Here is an 18,957-nt window from a genome sequence, read left to right on the forward strand (position 1 = left end):
AATAGAGTTTTCACCACCAAACGATGTGCGGGAATTGAACACCCATCGGCCTGGAAGAATGCGCAGCATTCTTCACCAGCAACCCGCGAAGCGGCGTTGCTGACGCCACCTCCAATAGAGTTTTCACCACCAAACGATGTGCGGGAATTGAACACCCATCGGCCTGGAAGAATGCGCAGCATTCTTCACCAGCAAACGATGTGCGGGAATTGAACAGCTTATGCCGCCTTCAATTGCTGATTGTAGGCGGAGGCAATATCGGCAAACTGGAATTTTAAGTCCTTGAACAAATCCACCAGCACCGGGTCAAAGTGGGTTTCCCTGCTCTTTAGGATAATGTCCTCCGTTTCGGCGGCGCTTAAGGGCTCCTTGTAGGGGCGTTTGGCGATAAGGGCGTCGTACACGTCGGCTATGGCCATAAGCCGTCCTTCCAGGGGGATGTCGTCGCCCTTAAGGCCGCGCGGGTAGCCCGAGCCGTCCCACTTTTCGTGGTGGGTCGCGGCAAAGACCCTGGCATGGCCGAGGAATTCCTTTTTGCGGGTGTTTTTCATGATGGCGTCGATTGCCGCTTCCCCGTAGTCAACGTGCTTTTTCATAATGGCGAATTCTTCCGGGGTAAGGCGGCCCGGCTTGTTGAGGATCGTGTCGCTGATGGCGATTTTGCCCACGTCATGGAGCTGGGCCGACGGAATGAGGTATTCCATGTTCCACTTGGAGGTCGCATCGCGGTACAGGCCCTCGTCGAGGATTTTATCCACCAGGAGAGTAAGGTATTGCTGGGTACGGTTGATGTGCCCGCCCGTCACGCTGTCCCGCGCTTCAACAAGCTCGGCGACGGTGTTCAAAATGGCGTTTTGCAGTTCGTCCACCTGGCCGGTCCGCTTGACCACGGTCTCGACGAGCAGTTCGTTGTAGCTTTCCAGGGTCTTCCGCTGTTCGGCCATGGTAAGGTGGTTTTCAAGGCGCTTTAAGAGGAGCGGCGCCGAGAAAGGCTTGGAAATATAGTCGACCGCCCCCAGGTCAAGCCCTTCCAGTTCGCTGCCCGGGTCGCTTAACGCGGTTAAAAAGATTACCGGTATGCTTTTCAGATCATCGTCGGCTTTAAGCTTGCGAATGGCGGTATAGCCGTCCATCCCCGGCATTTCTATGTCGAGGAGTATCAGGTCGGGGCTTACCTTTTCGAGCAGTTCAAAAAGGTCGGGGCCGGACTGTACAGGAAAGACCTTGTACTTTTCCTTAAGAATGGCCTTCCCCGTGTTAAGGTTCGTTATGTTGTCGTCAACCAGAACGACGGTTTTGCGTTCGTTTTTCATCATACCTCCCGGGTATTACGCGCTTTGTGCGGCAAGGCTCTTTTCCAGAAGCCCGCCGAGCCTTTCGGCAATTTCCTCGAAGGACGTCGTGTCCACCTGGCCGCGCAGCCAGGCGACAAGGTCGCCGCCTTCCTCGTAATCGAATTTTTCCAGTTCTCCCATAGCCTCGTCGGCGGCGTCCACATCGTATTCCCTTGCCGCTTCCCACAGGGCGGCGAGGGTTTCTTCGTCCGGCGACGGGAGTTTTTCCTTGCCGCTTCCCGCGCCGTCAAGGAATTCCTCCAGGCCGTCCAACAGCATGTGGAGCTTTACCATGAATTCGGGGTGTGAATTGGCGATGTAAAGGTCGTCGCCGTCCTTCGCCGCCTTTTCGAGCTTTTCGGCCAGATCTCCCACCTCAAGCGCGCCGATGCTGCGGCTGGAACTCTTGATACCGTGGGTAAGGATGCCGTATTCCTTTATGTCTACCCCGGCGGCGCGGTTTGCTTTTTCGGCAAGCTCCGGCGTGTTTTTCGCGTAAGAGCCGAGAATTTCCAGATAGATGTCTTCACTGCCGCTGAAATGCGCAAGCCCCGCGGCTATGTCCACGCCGGCAATGGCGGCGCCGTCGAGGCGGCCTGGAGACGGCGGCTGCGGAGGCGGGACAAGTCTGCCGGCGAGCTCTTTTTCCAGCTTGCGGTCCCGCACCCAGCGGTCGATTACTTCGTCAAGCTTTATGATGTCGATAGGCTTGGAAAGAAAATCCTGGAAGCCCTTGTTCTTAAACATCTCGTCGTTGCCCACCAGGGCGTTTGCGGTCAGGGCGATAATCGGAACGTTCTTCGCGTATTCGGTGCCTATTTCTTCCTTTATGATGCGGGTCGCCTCTATTCCGTCCATTTCGGGCATCATGTGGTCCATAAACACCAGGTCGAAGGGCTTTTCCTTCAGACGGGCCAGAGCTTCCGCCCCGCTTTCGGCCACATCCGCGTCGATTCCGTAATAGCGCAGAAGCTCCTGAGCCACCAGCAAATTGACGTTGTTGTCGTCCACAATCAAAATATTGGCGTCTTTGACCCTGAAGTTTTCGGAAGAGTCCTCTGCGGAGCTGCCTGCGGAGGCCTCGACCTCCACCTCCGTTTTGTTCAGAGCCCGGGCCAGAGCAAAGGCCAGAACGGGCTCGAAAAGAACCTCGGCTCCCGGCGCCGTTCTCTGCCGGGCGGCGAACTTCATATTTTTGATCGCGATGACCCGGGCCCCGAAGCGCCAGGGCGCGTAACGATCCATGATCAGGGCCCCGTCCGCGTGGCGGTAAAGGACGTGGGTGAAATCGGAACGCATCGCCTTCGCGAATTCCGCCTCGTTTTCGCACATCACGAAGGGAACGAACAAACGGCGCAGCATGTTCGCGAAGGCCTCTCCGTAACGGGGGTGGTCCATAAGGCACAGCACCCGTTTTTTGTCGGGATCTTCCACCAGGGCAAGAACGTCGGACCCCACCGACTGCTGAGGGATCTCGAAGGCAAAGACGCTCCCCTTCTCCTGAACGCTGGACACGCTGATGGTTCCGTTCATCAGCTCCAGCAGACGCCGGCAGATGACCAGCCCCAGCCCGCTGCCCCCCGTGCTTCCGGTTCCCTGCTGTTCCGTCTTGAGGAAGGGCTCGAAAAGTCGGGGAATATCCTCCTCTCTGATGCCGATGCCGGTATCCTCCACCCGACACACCAGGTCGAAGTTCCGGCCTTCGCGTTTTCGGACTTCGATGACAAGGCTCACGCATCCCTCGGAGGTAAATTTCACCGCGTTGTCCAGCAAATTGAGCAGGATCTGCTTGACGCGCACCGCATCCCCCATAATCATGGCGGGAACGGAGGGATCGATGTCCGCCACGAAGTCCAGTCCCTTTTCCGTGGTCTTCAGATGGATCATGTTCGCCACGTCGGAAATCATCGATCCGGCGTCATAGGGAGCCGTCACAATCTCCAGTTTGTCCGCGCTGATCTTCGAAAAGTCCAGAATGTCGTCCACGATGTTCAGGAGCGAATCCGTCGCCCCGAGAATGTTGCGGACGTACCCCTTCTGAACCTCGTCCAGCGGCATGAGAAGAAGAAGATCGCTCATCCCTTTTATGGCGTTCATGGGCGTCCGCAGCTCATGGCTCATCTTCGCCAGAAAGGTCCCCTTCACCCGGGCGGCCTGCTCCGCCTGCTCCACCGCGGCAAACAGTTCGGTGACGTCGTGCATGGCGACGACAACCCCCAGGCACTTTCCATTTTTGTCCAGAGCGGGAGAAAGAGTTGTCTGAAACTTCAAAACGCAGTCCTCAGAGAAAGACAGCGTGTCGTTGCAGCGGGCAGGCTGAGTGGTTGCGTACACCCGCCTTGCATTGGCCAGGGTTTTTTCCGTCCAGGCAGGGGGAAATTTCCGGGCGAACAGTTCCTGAAAGGGCCGATCCACCATCTCTCCCCGATCGGAGATCCCCAGCTGACGGGCCAGCGTGTCGGTAGCCAGCACGACCCGCATCTGCCCGTCCAGAACCAGGATGACGTCGGTGCAGGCCTCCAGCAGCAGACGAGCGTAAAAGGACTTCAGGTCCCCTTCCGCCTCACCGGCGTTCTTCAGACCCTCGTTTTTCAGGCCCTCGTCCTTCAGGTCTTCGTTTTTCAGGCCCTCAGCGCCCTCATCGGAGTTTCCCATGTCATCGCTCCTTTCGCTTCCTCAGGTCCAGCCCGGGCAAATGCGACAAGCTGCAAAACTATTATAATATACCCCCTCATTTCACGCGAAAAAGAGGACCGTCTCTCCGGTCCGAAAATACACCGGAACGTGACGGTCCTCTTTTCTGTTTTCAGTTTTCTGTTTTTCTGTTTTTAATCCGAAAAAATCTGAAAATCAGGCGGTCATGCGGACAAAGACAGCAGGTTGCGATAGATGGGATAGGGCCAAATCTCCGCGGAAATCAGAAGCTCCGCCGCGTCGCAGGTGGAACGTATTGAATCCATCAGAGGAACGACGTCCTTCACCAGCAGGTCCGCCCGCTCCCGTCCGCTGTTCTTCTTGGCCAGCTTCTCCTTCAGAGACCACAGTTTCTGCGACTCCGTCATGAGGCCCGTCTTGAAGCCGCCCAGCTCCAGAATAAATTTCTTCCAGGGAGCGCTGTCCGGGAAGTTCATGCCGTCCAGAGCGGAGAGAGAGCTCTTTTCGAGGATGAGCTGCTTCGAGATCGCGGGCAGAACGCCCTCCCACACCATATCGTACAGGACGGAAAGTTCGATCTCCAGAGCCCGTTCGAAAGAATCCATGCGGATTTCATGCAGAACGTCGATTTCATGTCCCTTGAATATGCCCAGCTTTTCCAGCATTTCCCTGTTTTTCGGACGAAGGAAGAGGTCGATTTTCTCGGGTATGGTCTCGGCCTCGATCAGGCCCCTCTTGCGCGCCTCCGCGTGCCAGGCGGGAGAATAGGCGTCCCCTTCGAAGAGAACGGAAGACCCCTTGCGAATCGCTTCCTTCACCGCGTCCAGAGCGACGTCGATGGCGTCGGCGCCCTGGGCCATTCTCGCTTCGATCATTCCGGTCAGCTGCTCCAGACCCCAGGCCCAGATGGCGGAGAACATCGTCACGGGAAGGGCGATGGACTGAGACGCGCCCGGCGCGCGGAACTCGAACTTATCTCCCGTGAAGGCGATGGGAGACGTCCTGTTGCGGTCGCAGTCGTAGGGCGTAAGGGTGGGCAGTTTTGCGAGCCCCGTGTCCAGCTGTTCCCTGTCGGGCAGCTTCAGATCCGCCTTGTCGAGCTGCGACAAAAGCTCCGTCAGGGTCTGTCCCAGATAGACGCTCATGATGCTGGGAGGCGCCTCATGTCCGCCCAGACGGAACATGTTCCCCGCCGTGGCCACGCTGGCCTGCAGAAGGCTGTGGTACTCCGACACGCCCAGAACCAGAGCCGACAGGAAGGTCAGGAAGATGACGTTGCGCCGATGATTGTTGGAGGACTTGAGGAGGTTGCGCCCCTCGTTGTCCATCAGAGAAATGTTGATGTGCTTGCCGCTGCCGTTCATGTCGCTGAAGGGCTTCTCATGGAACAGAAGGCGCAGGTTGTGAGACCGGGCCAGTTTGCGCATGGTCTCCATGACGAGCTGGTTCTGGTCGCAGGCCCTGTTGGCCTCCGAGAAAAGGGGCGCGAACTCGAACTGACAGCGGGCCACCTCGTTGTGCCTGGTCATGATGGGAACACCCAGCACCGCCAGCTCCCGTCCCACGTCGTCCATGTAGGCGATGACCCGGGGAGCGATGGCTCCCATGTAGTGATGGTCCAGCTTCTGGTCCTTGGCGGGCTGGGCCCCGATGAGGGTACGGCCGCAGAAACGGATGTCGGGTCTCAGCTGAGCCCTTGGACGATCCAAAAGGAAATACTCCTGCTCTGGCCCCACCGTCACGTAGACGTTGTGCACGCCCCGCTGCCCGAAAAGCTTCAGCAGTTTAAGCGATCGGTCCTCAATGGCGGTCAGAGAACGCAGAAGAGGCGTTTTCTGGTCGAGAGGCGTCCCGTCGTAGGAGAGGAAGACCGAGGGGATGCAGAGCGTACCGCCCTTTTCGCTCTTTACGATGAAAGCCGGACTGCTGGGATCCCAGGCGCTGTAGCCCCGCGCTTCGAACGTGGAGCGCATACCCCCTGAAGGGAAGGAAGACGCGTCCGGCTCGCCCTGAATCAGATCCTTGCCCCGAAAGATGTCGATGGGAGTCCCGTCCGCCGAGGGCAGCGCGAAAGCCAGGTGCTTCTCCGCCGTCAGCTCCGTCAGAGGATGGAACCAGTGCGTCCAATGGGTCGCTCCCTTGCTGACCGCCCAGTCGCGCATCGCCATGGCGACCGTATCCGCCAGAGACGCGTCCAGCTTGTGCCCTCCCTCCATAGCGGAAATGAGACGCTCATACACGTCGCTGTTCAACTTTTCTTTCATTACCTTACGATCGAAAACCATTGATCCGAATATTTCTCTCATTTTTGGATATTCTACGGCCGTGCTCATTCCATAACTCCCCCCTGAATTTTTATGATGTATGCGGACTGGAATGAATTATAAGCAGATAAAAATAATAAATCAACTGCTTAAAAAAAATTTTTCTATGTTTTTGTACGAGAGAATGGAATCTCCTCCGCCTGTTCCGTAAGGCGGATGAAAGCGTCCTCCAGGGTGGGGGCGGGGTTGAAAGAGACGGCCGCCGCGGCCTTCAGTTCGTCCGGGGAGCCGGAGGCCGCCAGCCTGCCGTTGCAGACCAGCGCGACCCGGTCGCAGTACTCCGCCTCATCCATGAAATGAGTGGTTACCATCACGGTGACCCCCCGCAGGGCGGCGCTGTTGATGCAGGTCCAGAACTCCCGTCGGGTCACGGGGTCCACTCCGCTGGTGGGCTCGTCGAGAAAAAGCACGTCGGGACCGTGCATGATGGCGCAGCCCATGGCCAGCCGCTGTCTGAAGCCGAGAGGCAGAGATCGGGTCGGAATTTTCAGATATGGAGCGAGGCCAAAGGCGGCGACGACGTGGTCGACCTTTTCTCTTCGGGCTTTCCCCCTCAGCCCGTAGGCCCTTGAGAAAAAGTCGAGGTTCTGCCGCGGGGAGAGCTCCCCGTACAGAGAAAATTTCTGGGCCATGTAGCCGAGACGGGAACGCGCCGCGCCGGGGGCAACGCGAAAATCCAGGCCGATGATGGAACAGCGCCCGGAGGTTGGGGCAAGCAGACCGCACATCATTTTGAAGGTGGTGGACTTGCCCGCGCCGTTGGGCCCCAAAAGGCCGAAGATCTCCCCCCGCCGAATCGAAAAGGAGACCCCGTCCACCGCGGTAAAGGTTCCAAACCGCTTCACCAGGTTTTCCGCCCGGACGGTTTCCTCCCCGGTGTCCTTCAGCTCGAAAAAATCGGCAATCGCCGGACTGGCGGCTCTGGCGCCCCCCAGAACGTCCATAAAGGCGTCCTCGAAACGGGGTTCCGCCGCCGCGAGAGAAAGTTCCGTCGAAAAAGCCCCGGACAGGGCGTCCATGCCGGATCGGGCCTCTTCTCCCCGGTCCCGGGTCAGGATTCGAACGGCGCTGCCCTGAATGACCGCGTCCAGCGTCTGAGATTTTTGCATCAGCGGCCCCACCAGCAGGCGGCGCTTTCCGCCTCCTCCGCGGATCAGAAAAACACGCCCCCTCACGCGGTCGGAGAGGTCCCCGGGAGGCCCGGCGTAAAGCAGTTCTCCGTCGTTCATCAGCAGCACGTCGTCGCAGGCTTCCGCCTCGTCCAGGTACGCGGTGCTCCAGACCACCACATGGCGGGAGGTCAGCAGCTTCCGCACCATGCTCCACAGCTCCCGCCGCGCCAGGGGGTCCACCCCCACGCCGGGTTCGTCCAGAAACAGCGCCCTGGGACGGGCCAGCAGGGTACAGGCCAGGCCCAGCTTCTGCTTCATGCCGCCGGAAAGATGTCCGGCGAGACGGTCCGTGAAGGGAGAGAGGCCGGTAAAGTTCAGGAGTTCCGCGTAGCGATCGTTTCTTTCCCCGGGAGGAACGTTGCGGAGGTCCGCCTGAAGGTTCATGTTCTCCATGACGGTAAGGTCCTCGTAAAGCCCGAACTTCTGAGGCATGTAACCGGTAAGCTCACGAACGGCGTCGGGCCGGGAGCCCACGTCGAGCCCCAGCACGGAAATACGCCCCCGATCCGGAAGCAGCAGCCCGCAGAGAAGCCGCAGCAGCGTCGTTTTTCCCGCTCCGTCAGGCCCCGCCAGCCCGGTGATCCGTCCCCCCTGGATTCTGGCGGTGACGTCGTTCAGCGCCGGACGTTTTCGGGGGTCGAAGGATTTCACGATCCCCGAAAGGGAAATCCCCTCTTCAGATATCAATATTTCAGGCATCAATATTTCAGACATCAAAACTCACGGACGTCAGCGGTCCGTCCCGGACTCCCGCTCCAGAAGGACGGTGACGGGCATCCCGTTTTTCAGCAGTCCTTCGGAATCCTCCTCCACCTGGAGGCGGATGCGATAGACGAGGGCGGTGCGCAAATCCTCCGTCTGCACCTGCTTCGGAGTGAACTCCGCCTCCGGCGAGATATAGCTCACCGTCCCCCAAAGGAAGTCCGAAGACGCGTCCGTACAGATTTTTCCCCTCATGCCCATCCGGATTTTTCCCAGCTGCGGTTCCGAGACGTACGCCCGAACCTGCAGGGGCCGGGCAAGCTGAAGCGCGCAGACCGTCTGTCCCGCCGCCAGAATGGTCCCGGGCTCGGCGACCCGGGTCAGAAGCGTTCCCTCGGAGGGAGCGTAAAGTTTCGTATCGGCAAGGGCGTTTTCCGCCTCCCGCAGCTGAGTTTCAGCCACATCCGCCGCGGCCGCGGCCGCCTCCACGTCCTCCGTCCGGTAGCCCTCGCGGGCCAGGTTCAGCGCGGACTCCATCGAGGTCAGCTGAGCCCGAAGCTGGTCTCTGGACGAGGTGACGCCGTCCAGCGCCTGCTTCGAAACCGCCCCCTGAGCGTAAAGATTCGCCATGCGCTTATAATCCGCCTCCGCCAGGTTCAAAGACGCCCGCACCTGATTGCGGCCCGCCACGGCCTGACGAATTTCCTCCGGACGGGAACCGCGGCTCATTTTCCGGAGGTTCGCCTGAGCCTGGGCCAGCAGGGCCACCTGCCGATCTCTCTGGATTTCATACGGAACGGGATCCAGCGCGGCCATCAGAGCTCCCGCCGTCACCCGCTCCCCCTCCTCAAAGCGAAGCTCCGCGAGACGACCCGAAACGCGAAAACCCAGAAGCGCCTGACGGTACTCGACGCTGCCGAAAAGTTTCATTTCATCGTTCTTCCCGGGGCGAAATTCCCCGCCGAGATACCGCGCAAGGCCGTCCCGCAGCTCTTCCCGCCGGTACAGCAGCCCAAGAACAACCCCCGCGAGAATCAGGGCGAACAGGATTTTTCTCTTTTTCAATAAACGCCTGCCCCTTTCTTACAGTTCTTACATTTCCTGCATTTCTTACGTTTACCGCATTTTATGCGTCTCATCCGGCGTGAATTTTACTGCGTCTTCTTCCGGAAAAACCAGGCGGCGAAAATCAGGGTCGCCGTGGCGATGCCCGACAGCCAGGCCAGCTCCGGCAGAACGTCCGCCAGGGACATGGCCTTCAGGTAGATGCCCAGGGTGATGGAGAGAACGTGCCGCGCGGGGTTCAGCAGGGTCAAACGCTGTAAAAAAACGGGCATGTTTTCGAGAGGCGCGGCAAACCCCGACAGCAGCACCGCCGGAACCATATAGACGAAACACCCCAAAAAGGCCTGCTGCTGCGTGTTGCACAGCGACGAGACAAAGAGCCCCACCCCCGTCACGGCCAGAATGAACAGCCCCTCCCCCAGCGCCAGAAAAAGGGCGTTCCCTGCAAAAGGAACCCCAAATCCGAAAATAGCGACGCAGTGAACAAAAATTCCCTCGCAGAAGGCCAGACAGAACGCCGGAATGGCCTTGCCCAGCATAATTTCAGCGGAGGAAAGGGGCGACACCAGAAGCTGCTCGAAGGTCCCCAGCTCCCGCTCCCTGGCCACGGACATCCCCGACACCACAAGAGCCACCATCTGGGTCATCAGCACCAGCAGCACCGGCAGAGTGAACCACAGGTACTCCAGATTGGGGTTGAAAAGCTGCCGCGTGGCCACGTCCAGCCGAAGCGGGGAAAGGGCGGCCGCGTTTTGAAGCTCCGCCTCCTCGAACCGCCGGGCGATAAGGCGGGCGTACCCGTCCGCGATTCTGGCCGCGTTGACTTTCCGCCCGTCCAGCACGGTCTCTACCGACACGGGCCGGGCGGACAAAAGTTTCGAGGAGAAATCTCCGGGAATGGACAGCACCATCAGAGCTTTCTGATTTTCGATCACCGGACGGATTTCCTCCGCGTCGTTCAGGGTAAAAACCCGCGTAAAAGTGGGGCCGGAGGTAAAATACGATACAAATCGCCGGCCCATGTCGCCTCTGTCCAGGTTCAGCACTCCCAGAGAGGCGTTTTTCACCTCCATCGTGATGGCAAAGCTGAAGACCGCCAGCATCACGAGGGGCGCGACAAAGAGCTGTGCCCGGCTCTTCCGGTCCAGCAGGACGGCGTAAAACTCACGGATCGCCAGAGCGCCCACCCGGCAGGAGGAATTTCGAATCGAAACGAAAAAGCGAACGAAACGCATCATGGTTCAGAGGCGCTTTCGGGTGCTGCACAGAGTCAGGCCCAGCAGGACGACGCCGAAGGCGGCCAGAGTCAGCATGTCGGGGATCAGGACACCCCAGGCGTCTCCCACCAGAAAAAGGGTTTGAAGGGAGGAAACCAGATAACGCGCCGGCAGAACCGCGGCCACGGCCCTCTGGAGCGGAGGCATGGCGTCGATTTCAAAGATGAAGCCCGACAGAAGCGCCGCTGGAAGAAAGGCGGACAGGAGCGCCGCAAAGGAGGCCACGTACTGATTTTTGGCCAAAGTCGAGATGATCAGCCCCTGTCCCAGAGCGGACAGCATAAACAGCGACCCCACGCAAAAGAGCATGATCAGGGAGCCCCGGAAGGGGATGCCGAACAGCCCCACCGCCACGCCGAGGCTGAAAAACGTGGAGAAAATCGCCAGAAGATAATAGGGGATCAGCTTGCCCAGCAGAATTTCCATTGCCCCCACCGGCGTGGACAGGAGGGCCTCCATGGTCCCGCGCTCCCATTCCCGGGCCACCACGAGAGACGTGAGCATCGTCCCGATCAGCGACATGATCATCGCCATGATCCCCGGAAGAAGCGAATAGCGGCTCTCCAGCTCACTGTTGTACCAGTACCGGGATTCCACCTCCACTCCGCCGGCGGACCCCGACAGCCCCTCCGCCCACTGAGAGAGAAGACCGAGGCTGTAATTTTCCACCATGCTCCCCGTGTTGGGAAACGTTCCATCCGTCGCCAAAAGAACCGTCGCCAAAAGAACCTGGGTTTCGCGCTCCGCCCTCCCCGAACGCAGCGCGGCGGAAAAACCGGCGGGAATCACGAGAACGCCCTTCAGGTCGCCGGCGACCACTTTCTGAAAAAGCTCCTGCCGGGCGGGGCTCACCAGGGGACGAAAATACGGGCTGCCCAGAAACGCCGCCGTCAGGTCCCTGGCTTCCCATCCCCCGTCCTCCGCCGCGATCCCAAGGCGAATTTCCCTGGCGTCCAGAGACAGGCCGTAACCAAACAAAAATAAAAGCACGAGAGGAATCACGAAAGCGATGACGATGCTGCTGGGGTCTCGAAGGATCTGAACCCATTCTTTTTTGACCAGCGCCAGCAGCCTTCTTCCACTTTTCATATTTTTCCTCCGATCGTTTCCCCCGTCAGGAATTTTATACCAATTTGAAGTAAAAGGCTCAGATGGTCGCGGCGGAGGGAAATCTGATATACAATAGGGAGATACGATTTCCGAAAGGTAGTGGTCCATGTGGCGGCTTCAAGGCCGGTGAACGAAAACAAAAAAAGACAGGAAAGACCTTTTTCCTCCAGCCCGGCGTCCGCGGGAGAGCCCCTTCCTCTCGTTCCGCCGCTTCTTCTCGCACCGCTCTGGTTCATCTCCCTGGCGCTGCCCAACCTGGTCTACTCCGGGGTCTACTGGTACGATACCCTGCACCTCCTCAAGTTTTTTGTGGCGGGGGTACCGGTGGGAGTTGCGCTGATCGTGGCGGGGATACGTCTGGCCGTGTACGGCCCGGGTCGCATCGATTTCAGGGTGGATCCCTTCGGCATGGCCTGGCTGCTGCTCCTGGCCTACTCCATGCTGCAGCCCCTGTGGATCCCCATTCTCTCCAAGCCGAGCTTCATTCAGGAAATTCTGTGCTTTTCCGCCGTCTGGGCCTTCTACATCATCTCCTGGAACTCCTTCCCCAACCGGACGATCCGGCCGCTTCTCTGGCTGGCCAACATCAACGCGGCGATCAACGTCGTATTCGCTGAACTTCAGATACGCTCTCTCAACGGTTTTACCCCTCTGATCCTTCCCACCCCCGGCAACTACATCGGCAACACGGGGCAGCAGAACATGTTCGGACTGTGGATGGCGGTCTGCATCATGAGCTCCATTTACCTCTACATCGCCTACGCCGCCTCTCCGGAGGGGAAAAAGCGGCATCCCGCCCTGACGACGCTGAATCTGGTCCTTATGGGAATCAACATCTGGGGGCTCTGGAACAGCACCAGCCGCTCGGCGATTCTGTCTCTGGGGGTGGCCCTCGTGGTGCTGGCCTTCGTCATTCTCCGCCAGTTCGGCGATCAGGATTTGTCTCCCGCGGCGAAAAAATCTCCGGCTCTGACGGGGGGCATCCTGCTGCTCATCGTTCTGGCGGTGTGGCTGCTGACGCGAATCCACTCCCAGCCGGGAGAGGGCGCGGGAACCATGGCCGCCTGGGGTCTCTACGGCCTGCTGATTCTCCTGATCCTGTCGCTGGTTTTCACGCTCCACCGGCAGATGCGAAGCGGCTACACGAGGCGCCTGCTGCATGTTTTCGGGCTTTTTCTCGTGGTGCTGACCCTGAGCACGGCCTTCAACCAGCAGCGCTCCGTGGAGCTGATCTCCAAAACCGCCGACATGGTTCAGCACGCGGAGACCTTCGGCGGCCGCGCGGGCATATGGACCACTTCCCGCACCCTGTTTGGAATGTACCCCTGGAAGGGCGTGGGCATCGGACAGTACAAGTGGCATTACCTCGAAGCCCAGCGCGAGATGTTCAAAAACCGGTCGGACATTCTCTGGCAGTACACCCACTGGGCTCACAACGAGTTTTTGCAGTGGTTCTGCGAGGGGGGCACAGCGGGGGGCATCCTGCTGCTGTCCATGTGGGTTCTGTGGGGAGGCGCCCTTCTGGTCATGCTCTGGCGCAGGCAGCACGTGGCGCCGGAGGTTATCTGGGCCTGCTCTCTGGTGGCGCTGATCTCCTTCAACGCCTTCTGGACCCGCCCCTTTCACCGGATCGAGAACATCCTGTGGCTCTCCCTTGGCTTCGCCATCTCCAACAGGGACATGTTCACCATTCTGATGCCCGACAGAACGGCCAGGCTGGGGACTCTGTCCCGGCTCTGCGGAGTGGTGTTCACCGCGGGCGCTCTGGCGGGGCTCCTCTATCTGGGAGACGGCATGGTGGGAGACCGGACGATCCGGGAGGCCCTGCTCACGTCGAACCCCACCGTGCAGGGCAACCTTCTCCAGCAGGCCTCGAAGCATTTGATGGTGCGCAACGAAGCCCTGAAAAACCTGGGCTATCATTACCTTCGCCGGGGAGAGCAGGAGCAGGATATTCGAATGCTCTCCGAAGGATACCGGCTTCTGAAACAGCATTTTATGCGGGAACCTCACTCCGAGGAGCTGCGCGTTCTGCTGGAGTGGTCCCAGCGTTTTCAGGACGTGAACGCCCTGAAGGAGCTCGCCGGCTATCTGAAGCCAGGGACCTACAGACTGGAGACGGAGAAGAACATCCGGGACAGCAACGGCAACCTGGTGGACGCCCTGATTCTGATTCCCCTCCACGAGTCCGGAGGCATGAGAATCACCACTCCCGCCGAGGGGAACTGATTCGGGCTTTTAACTTTATATTTTAATTTGATATAAATTTGGTATAAGAGAGGTTTTTTATATAAACAGCAAAAGAATTTATGAAAGAATTTATGATGAAAGAAGAGTTCAGGCCAGGGGAGGCAGAGGATGGAGCAATGCCTTTTTCCGGGGAAAGTCCGCCTTTACCCTTGTGGAGGTTCTTCTGGCCCTTGCCCTGACTGGAGTGATCGCTTCCCTGTCTCTGGCCCCCGTGATCTACGCCGTGCGTCAGGTCTCCGAGACGGAAACGGCCTGGGCGGACAGCGTGGCGCTTCAGCGCACAGCGGTCTTCATGTCGCAGGAAGTGGCAGCCGGGCTGCGCCTCGCCTCCATTGTGGTGCGCCTCGTGGGTCATGAACCGTTCGGCGGTTCGGGGCGGGAGGACACCCTGATCGTGGCGAGTTCGGCTCCGGTGAAACAGAACCAGCCCAGCGGCAGCGTGGTCTACAAACTGGTTCGGGAGAGCTTCATGAGCAACGCCATTCCCGGTCTTTACCGCTGGCTTTTGCCGGGGAAGCTGCCCGAGGACGTGGAGCCCGATAAACTGGAGGCCGACGACGGTCAACTGGTGATTCCCCGGGTGACGGCTCTGGGATTTTCTGTTTTCGAACCTCCCGAGTGGGTTTCCGACTACGAAGGCCCCATTCCGAAGGGCATGCGTTTCACTCTTTCGCGAGGAGGAGAAAGTGTCGAGTATGTGTTCAGTTTTTCCCAATAAAAATTTACGGTCCTTTTCCCTGTCGTCGTTTTTCGCGGGGCTCAGGCGTTCACGGGGCCGCAGGCGCTCACGGGATGGTTTTATCCTGATTTCCGTCCTGCTTCTGGGGGTGATTTTCATTTCCTGCGCCACCGCTTTCGCCTGGTTCACCCGTCTGCAGATCAAAAGCGCGCTGCGGGAAAAAATCTCCCTGGAAAACCGGAGTATGGCCAGAGTGCTGACCGGAGCCATCATCAGCGGCCTGAAGAGCAATACCCTGACCAACTACGACTCTCCCCGGCTCGCCTGGTTCAAGCCCTTTCTCTTCCCAGCCGACAATCTGGGGCTGTGGGCCGTGCAGATCACCCCTCTGGACGACAGGATCCCCGTGAGAAACCTCTTTCTCCCCGACGGCAACACGCTGCGCAACGAGCTGCGGAAAACCTGGGAGGACCTTTGGGTGAAGCTGGGGAAGCGGGAGATGATCTACGCCACCCTGGACTTTCTGGACAGGGACAAAAAACCCCGCATGGGGGGAGCCGAAAAGGACCATTACATCAACCGTCAGGTCCTCGACCTGTCGGAATTTCTGCTCATCGAGACCATGACCCCCGCGCTGCTGTACGGCGAGGGAAGCGGAAAGGAAAGAAAGCCGGGTCTGGCGGACTACTGCACGCTCTGGAGCGGGGGGAAAATCAACCTCAACGTCGCCCCCCGGGAGGTTCTGGCGATTCTTCCGGGTCTGGACGACTCCATGGCTCAAAAGATCGTGGATTACCGGGAGGAGACGTCTCTGAAAGGCACCTCCGACCTGCGAAACGTGCCGGGATTGCCGCCGAAGTCGGTGACGGCCCTGATGAACCTGGCGGATTTCAAAAGCCGCTACTTTTCGATTCAGATCGAACTGCTGGAGGAGACCGGCGGAGGGACGAACTTCAACGTCGTCATCGATAAAACGGCCGGTAAAGTCGTCCGTTGGGAGGAGATTTGAAGTGTCTTACGAAAGTACCGTATTTTTTCGCGTAACCGAAAACGGAACGGAGAGGATTCCCTCCGCTTCCCTGCCCAGACGCGTGCGGCGTACCGTTTCGCTGTCGCCTCTGAAGTCGGTCGCGATTTCTTCCTTTGCGTTTCCCTTCTCCAGCGTCGTGCGGATAAGAGAAGCGCTGAAGCTGCAAATTCTGCCCTACACGGCGGCGGGAAAGGTGGACCTTTTCCCCTCCGTTCTGGAAAAAACGGCCCGCAGCAGCAGCGGCGTCGTCTGGTTCACCTCCGAAGGGGAGTCCGAGGGCGTCACGGCGCCCATGAGCGGCGTCGAAAATCGCATCTGGCCGGCCCCTCTGCCCCTCGTTTCCCAAATCCACGGCAACGGAACTACGCTCTGGGCGGACAGGGCCAACATCTGCTCGATCCTCTGGCGGAACGGCATCCCCGTCCTCTGCCGTTGGAAACCCGCCGCCCGAACCACTCCGGACTCCGAGCGGGAGTGGATGGAGGCCTACTGCAAATCCCGGTCGGAGGAGCCCGGAGAATTTTTTGCGCTGAACGCGGAAAATCCCTCCGAACTGGCCCGTCTTCCGGAGATCATCAACGAAAGCATCGCCCGATACCCCTGGATCGAGGAGGTCAATCTCTCTCACAGCGCTCTGAACAGCGCACTGGGCCTTGAGCGCGCGCTGGCTCTGGGAACCCGCGCGGCGGTGTGGCTGCTGATTCTTGGGCTCCTGGTCGCCGGAGGAAACGGAATGCGCTGGTACGGAATACGGCAGGACATCGGCGACCTCCAAAGCCGCTCCGCCGCCCTCTATCGCGAAACCTTCGACCCGGCGCGAACGGGGCCCGTCTCCGACCCTCTGGGCCTCGCCCGGGCGAAAATCGCGGAGCTGAAGGGAAACGGAGCCTCCGAAGGGCGCATGATCAGCGAGGTGTTCTCCGAGCTGGGGACGATTTTCGAAAACAACCCCAGCATGGACGTCACGCTGGACTCCGTGCGCTACAATGTGGACAGGGTCGATTACACGGGATCCGCGCCGGACGTGGGAACGGTTCAGAGTTTTCAGAGAGCCTGTCTGGAGAACTCCAGCTCGGCCACCCTCGAAAACCTGCAGGCCGCGCCGGGAGTCGGGTACCGGTTCAATCTGAGCGTCAGGTGGTGAGGAGATGGCGATGAATTTCGACGTGCATTCCAACCAGGTCCGCTCCATTCTGAGAGGGGACGTCAACGGCGGAGCCCGCTTCCTTCTTGTGGCGCTCTGCGTCGTCGTCGCCTGGGGCGCGGCGGGATGGATGAACGGGCTTTCCAGAAGCTCCGCCTCCAGTCTCACCCTCCAGCGGGGGCGCTACGCGTCTCTGGTCCGTCTGGCGGCGGAGTACAGGGCGATCGCCCCCGGACAAAAAGGCGAGAAAATGGAAACGTCGGACGCCCTGACGGCCTTCAACCAGGTGGCCTCCGACATCGTGCAGGGGGATCGGGTCAGCCGGATCGTCCCCATGCCCGACGGGAAAAGGCTTTCCGTGGAAATCAACCGAATTTACGCCGAGGAGCTGGCGGAGATGATCCGGGGGTTGATGATCCGGGGAATTTACGTCATCTCGGCCGAAATACGGGCCATTCCCTCGGGGGAAGAGCGTCTGCTTTCCATGACCCTCATCATCGGCCCCGATATGTGATGGTTTTGACGGACTTGACGGAGACAGAGGCAGACTTCATATGAAAAAAATACTGCAAACCATGCTGAAGGGACTTGTTTTCGCGGCGGGCATCGCGATCGCGGCATGGGTGTTCATGCCCTGGAAACAGCTTGGAGAGGCCGTTCTGCAAAGGGCGGATCAGCGCCTCGGGGAATCCTCGACGATTCGATATTCTTCGGTGGAGAGCGCGCGGGGGGGATTTCTCGTCCGCGACCTGGACGCCCGGCTGACCCTGATGGGCCTGCCGGTGACCTTCTCCTGCAAAACCCTGACCGTCGTTCCCCACGTTTCGGGTTCTCTGGTCAACATGGCCCCCACCGGCGGGTTCAGCTTCACCGGAGCCGCACTGGGGGAGATTCCCGTACTGCTCAAAAAAATTCCGGCAATAACCCTGGGGGACGGACATATCACCCTGTCGGCCAGCAGGCGTCAGATCCTCCTCGAAGACATACGAAGCGGCGGAGAGCTGGCCCTGGCCGGAGCGATGGCCCTCACCCCCTCCGATTCCCGGCTTATCGGCTGGGCGGACCTGAAGATAAACGTGAAATCGGAGGCCTTCGAGCAAAACCTTCCCTCCCTGCAGTCCGCGCTGGGCCTGCCTCTTGAGCAGGAGGGCCCCGGCCGCTGGGTTCTGCGCAGGGACCGGCCGGCAGACAAAAAAGGAGGCGCGAAACAATGAACCTCAAAAACCTGAGCCTGAGACAAATGTTTCACAGAAAATCCCCGAAAAGGGAGAGGTCCGCGTCCGGAAATCTCCAGAGCGCCTCTTCTCTTCCCCTTGAAGGAGGGAAGGTGTGGAAGGCCTGGGGTTGGATTCTGCCCCTGCTGCTGGGGCTGACTCTGGGATGGTTCGGGATGGTCTGCCTGGAGGGATGGCTGGAGAAGAGCAACCGGCCCCGACGGTCGGAGGCCGAGGCGGCTCTGCTTCCCGCCGCCGTCGCCGACACGGAGAACCTGAACATGACGGCGTTTCTGGACGCCAATCCCTTCCGCATCTCCCCCCGGCCTTTCCAGGAGGAGGACGCTTCGGGGGGCGAAATCAGCGGGGACTCCCCCGCCGTCATCACGGGAGACCTGGCGACCGCCGTCCTGAAGTGGCCCATGCCCGACGTGGGCGTCTGGATCGAAAACCAGGGCAAACAGCACATCCTTCTCATCGGCGAGAGCTTCGACGTCTACACGCTGGAGAACGTGGGCGTTCGGCAGGCTCTTTTCAGCAAAGGCGAGGAGTACGTGATCAAGGACCTGCTTTTTGGGGCAACGTCGCCCTCCGGCGGCGCTCCGGGCTCCGCCGCCCGCCGGAGCGAGGACTCCACATCCGCCGCGTCCGCTCCTTCCGGAAGTCAGGTGGTCGCCGCCGAACCGGGGGGGAAAGAGGGCATGATCGAGGGGACCCTCGTCACAAAGCTCCTGGAAAACCCCTTCGAGGAGCTGAAGAACGTCCGCCTGCGACCGCCCAAAGACGGAGAGGGTCTGCAAATTCAGTGGATCAACAAGGACAGTATCCTCAATCAGCTGGGAGTGAACAAGGGAGACACGATCCGCTCAATTAACGGAATCGCGTTCAGAAACGTGACGGACATCACCAATTCCCTGAACTCGCTCATGAACAGCGACCGTTTTGACGTCGAAGTCATACGGGACGGGGCGCCCGTCTCTCTGAAGTACGTCGTTCGCTGA

Annotated in this window: 15 protein-coding genes; 8 read left to right on the forward strand and 7 right to left on the reverse strand. The window is 59.6% G+C overall.

The genetic code is table 11. The annotated features are described in order from the left end of the window. Window positions 1–213: hypothetical protein (locus LBR61_11890; GenBank protein ID MDR1732782.1), on the forward strand; the 213-nt coding region annotated here is incomplete at its 5' end. 5 nt (window positions 214–218) lie between these two features. On the opposite strand, the gene LBR61_11895 is transcribed toward LBR61_11890, so the two are convergent. The 7 genes from LBR61_11895 to LBR61_11925 form a co-directional block, all read right to left on the reverse strand. Continuing rightward, entirely contained in the window at window positions 219–1,316 is a 1,098-nt protein-coding gene (locus LBR61_11895; GenBank protein MDR1732783.1) for a response regulator, read from the reverse strand. A gap of 12 nt (window positions 1,317–1,328) precedes the next feature. Further along, window positions 1,329–3,989: a response regulator gene (locus LBR61_11900; GenBank protein ID MDR1732784.1), complete on the reverse strand. Its 2,661-nt coding sequence runs from the start codon at window positions 3,987–3,989 to the stop codon at window positions 1,329–1,331. Window positions 3,990–4,192: 203 nt separating this feature from the next. After that, window positions 4,193–6,322: a glutamine synthetase III gene (locus LBR61_11905; protein ID MDR1732785.1), complete on the reverse strand. Its 2,130-nt coding sequence runs from the start codon at window positions 6,320–6,322 to the stop codon at window positions 4,193–4,195. A 95-nt stretch (window positions 6,323–6,417) separates the two neighbouring features. After that, window positions 6,418–8,184, reverse strand: coding sequence for an ATP-binding cassette domain-containing protein (locus LBR61_11910; GenBank protein MDR1732786.1), 1,767 nt, complete (start codon window positions 8,182–8,184; stop codon window positions 6,418–6,420). A 30-nt stretch (window positions 8,185–8,214) separates the two neighbouring features. After that, the gene (locus tag LBR61_11915; GenBank protein MDR1732787.1) at window positions 8,215–9,252 is read right to left on the reverse strand and encodes an HlyD family efflux transporter periplasmic adaptor subunit; all 1,038 of its coding nucleotides are present in this window, start codon (window positions 9,250–9,252) and stop codon (window positions 8,215–8,217) included. Window positions 9,253–9,338: 86 nt separating this feature from the next. Continuing rightward, window positions 9,339–10,490, reverse strand: a complete 1,152-nt coding sequence (locus LBR61_11920; GenBank protein MDR1732788.1) for an ABC transporter permease — start codon at window positions 10,488–10,490, stop codon at window positions 9,339–9,341. A 3-nt stretch (window positions 10,491–10,493) separates the two neighbouring features. Further along, on the reverse strand, window positions 10,494–11,618 hold the full coding sequence (locus tag LBR61_11925) for an ABC transporter permease (protein MDR1732789.1): 1,125 nt from the start codon (window positions 11,616–11,618) through the stop codon (window positions 10,494–10,496). A 147-nt stretch (window positions 11,619–11,765) separates the two neighbouring features. Here LBR61_11925 and LBR61_11930 point away from each other — a divergent pair, with 147 nt between their 5' ends. From LBR61_11930 to LBR61_11960, 7 genes are all read left to right on the forward strand, one after another. Continuing rightward, a complete protein-coding gene (locus tag LBR61_11930) occupies window positions 11,766–13,868 on the forward strand; it encodes an O-antigen ligase family protein (GenBank protein ID MDR1732790.1) in 2,103 nt (700 codons plus the stop codon). Window positions 13,869–13,956: 88 nt separating this feature from the next. Beyond that, window positions 13,957–14,607: a prepilin-type N-terminal cleavage/methylation domain-containing protein gene (locus LBR61_11935; GenBank protein MDR1732791.1), complete on the forward strand. Its 651-nt coding sequence runs from the start codon at window positions 13,957–13,959 to the stop codon at window positions 14,605–14,607. Continuing rightward, entirely contained in the window at window positions 14,585–15,577 is a 993-nt protein-coding gene (locus tag LBR61_11940) for a general secretion pathway protein GspK (protein ID MDR1732792.1), read from the forward strand. Before LBR61_11935 ends, LBR61_11940 begins: the two co-directional genes overlap by 23 nt. Before the next feature lies 1 nt (window position 15,578). Then, on the forward strand, window positions 15,579–16,742 hold the full coding sequence (locus LBR61_11945; GenBank protein MDR1732793.1) for a hypothetical protein: 1,164 nt from the start codon (window positions 15,579–15,581) through the stop codon (window positions 16,740–16,742). 10 nt (window positions 16,743–16,752) lie between these two features. After that, window positions 16,753–17,256, forward strand: a complete 504-nt coding sequence (locus tag LBR61_11950; protein MDR1732794.1) for a hypothetical protein — start codon at window positions 16,753–16,755, stop codon at window positions 17,254–17,256. Between the two features lie 40 nt (window positions 17,257–17,296). Continuing rightward, window positions 17,297–17,956 carry a hypothetical protein gene (locus LBR61_11955; protein ID MDR1732795.1) on the forward strand — a complete coding sequence of 220 codons (660 nt, stop codon included), beginning with the start codon at window positions 17,297–17,299 and terminating at the stop codon, window positions 17,954–17,956. Continuing rightward, complete coding sequence (locus LBR61_11960) at window positions 17,953–18,957, forward strand: hypothetical protein (GenBank protein MDR1732796.1); 1,005 nt, start codon at window positions 17,953–17,955, stop codon at window positions 18,955–18,957. Before LBR61_11955 ends, LBR61_11960 begins: the two co-directional genes overlap by 4 nt.

It is taken from the genome of Synergistaceae bacterium (assembly GCA_031272035.1).
GTDB lineage: Bacteria > Synergistota > Synergistia > Synergistales > Aminobacteriaceae > JAISSA01.

Coding starts and splice junctions, on each gene's coding strand:
- LBR61_11900 (MDR1732784.1), bottom strand. CDS start 3,989: ATGGGAAACTCCGATGAGGGCGCTGAGGGCCTGAAAAACGAAGACCTG.
- LBR61_11950 (MDR1732794.1), top strand. CDS start 16,753: ATGAATTTCGACGTGCATTCCAACCAGGTCCGCTCCATTCTGAGAGGG.
- LBR61_11920 (MDR1732788.1), bottom strand. CDS start 10,490: ATGATGCGTTTCGTTCGCTTTTTCGTTTCGATTCGAAATTCCTCCTGC.
- LBR61_11910 (MDR1732786.1), bottom strand. CDS start 8,184: ATGCCTGAAATATTGATATCTGAAGAGGGGATTTCCCTTTCGGGGATC.
- LBR61_11940 (MDR1732792.1), top strand. CDS start 14,585: ATGTGTTCAGTTTTTCCCAATAAAAATTTACGGTCCTTTTCCCTGTCG.
- LBR61_11905 (MDR1732785.1), bottom strand. CDS start 6,322: ATGAGCACGGCCGTAGAATATCCAAAAATGAGAGAAATATTCGGATCA.
- LBR61_11925 (MDR1732789.1), bottom strand. CDS start 11,618: ATGAAAAGTGGAAGAAGGCTGCTGGCGCTGGTCAAAAAAGAATGGGTT.
- LBR61_11960 (MDR1732796.1), top strand. CDS start 17,953: ATGAACCTCAAAAACCTGAGCCTGAGACAAATGTTTCACAGAAAATCC.
- LBR61_11955 (MDR1732795.1), top strand. CDS start 17,297: ATGAAAAAAATACTGCAAACCATGCTGAAGGGACTTGTTTTCGCGGCG.
- LBR61_11895 (MDR1732783.1), bottom strand. CDS start 1,316: ATGATGAAAAACGAACGCAAAACCGTCGTTCTGGTTGACGACAACATA.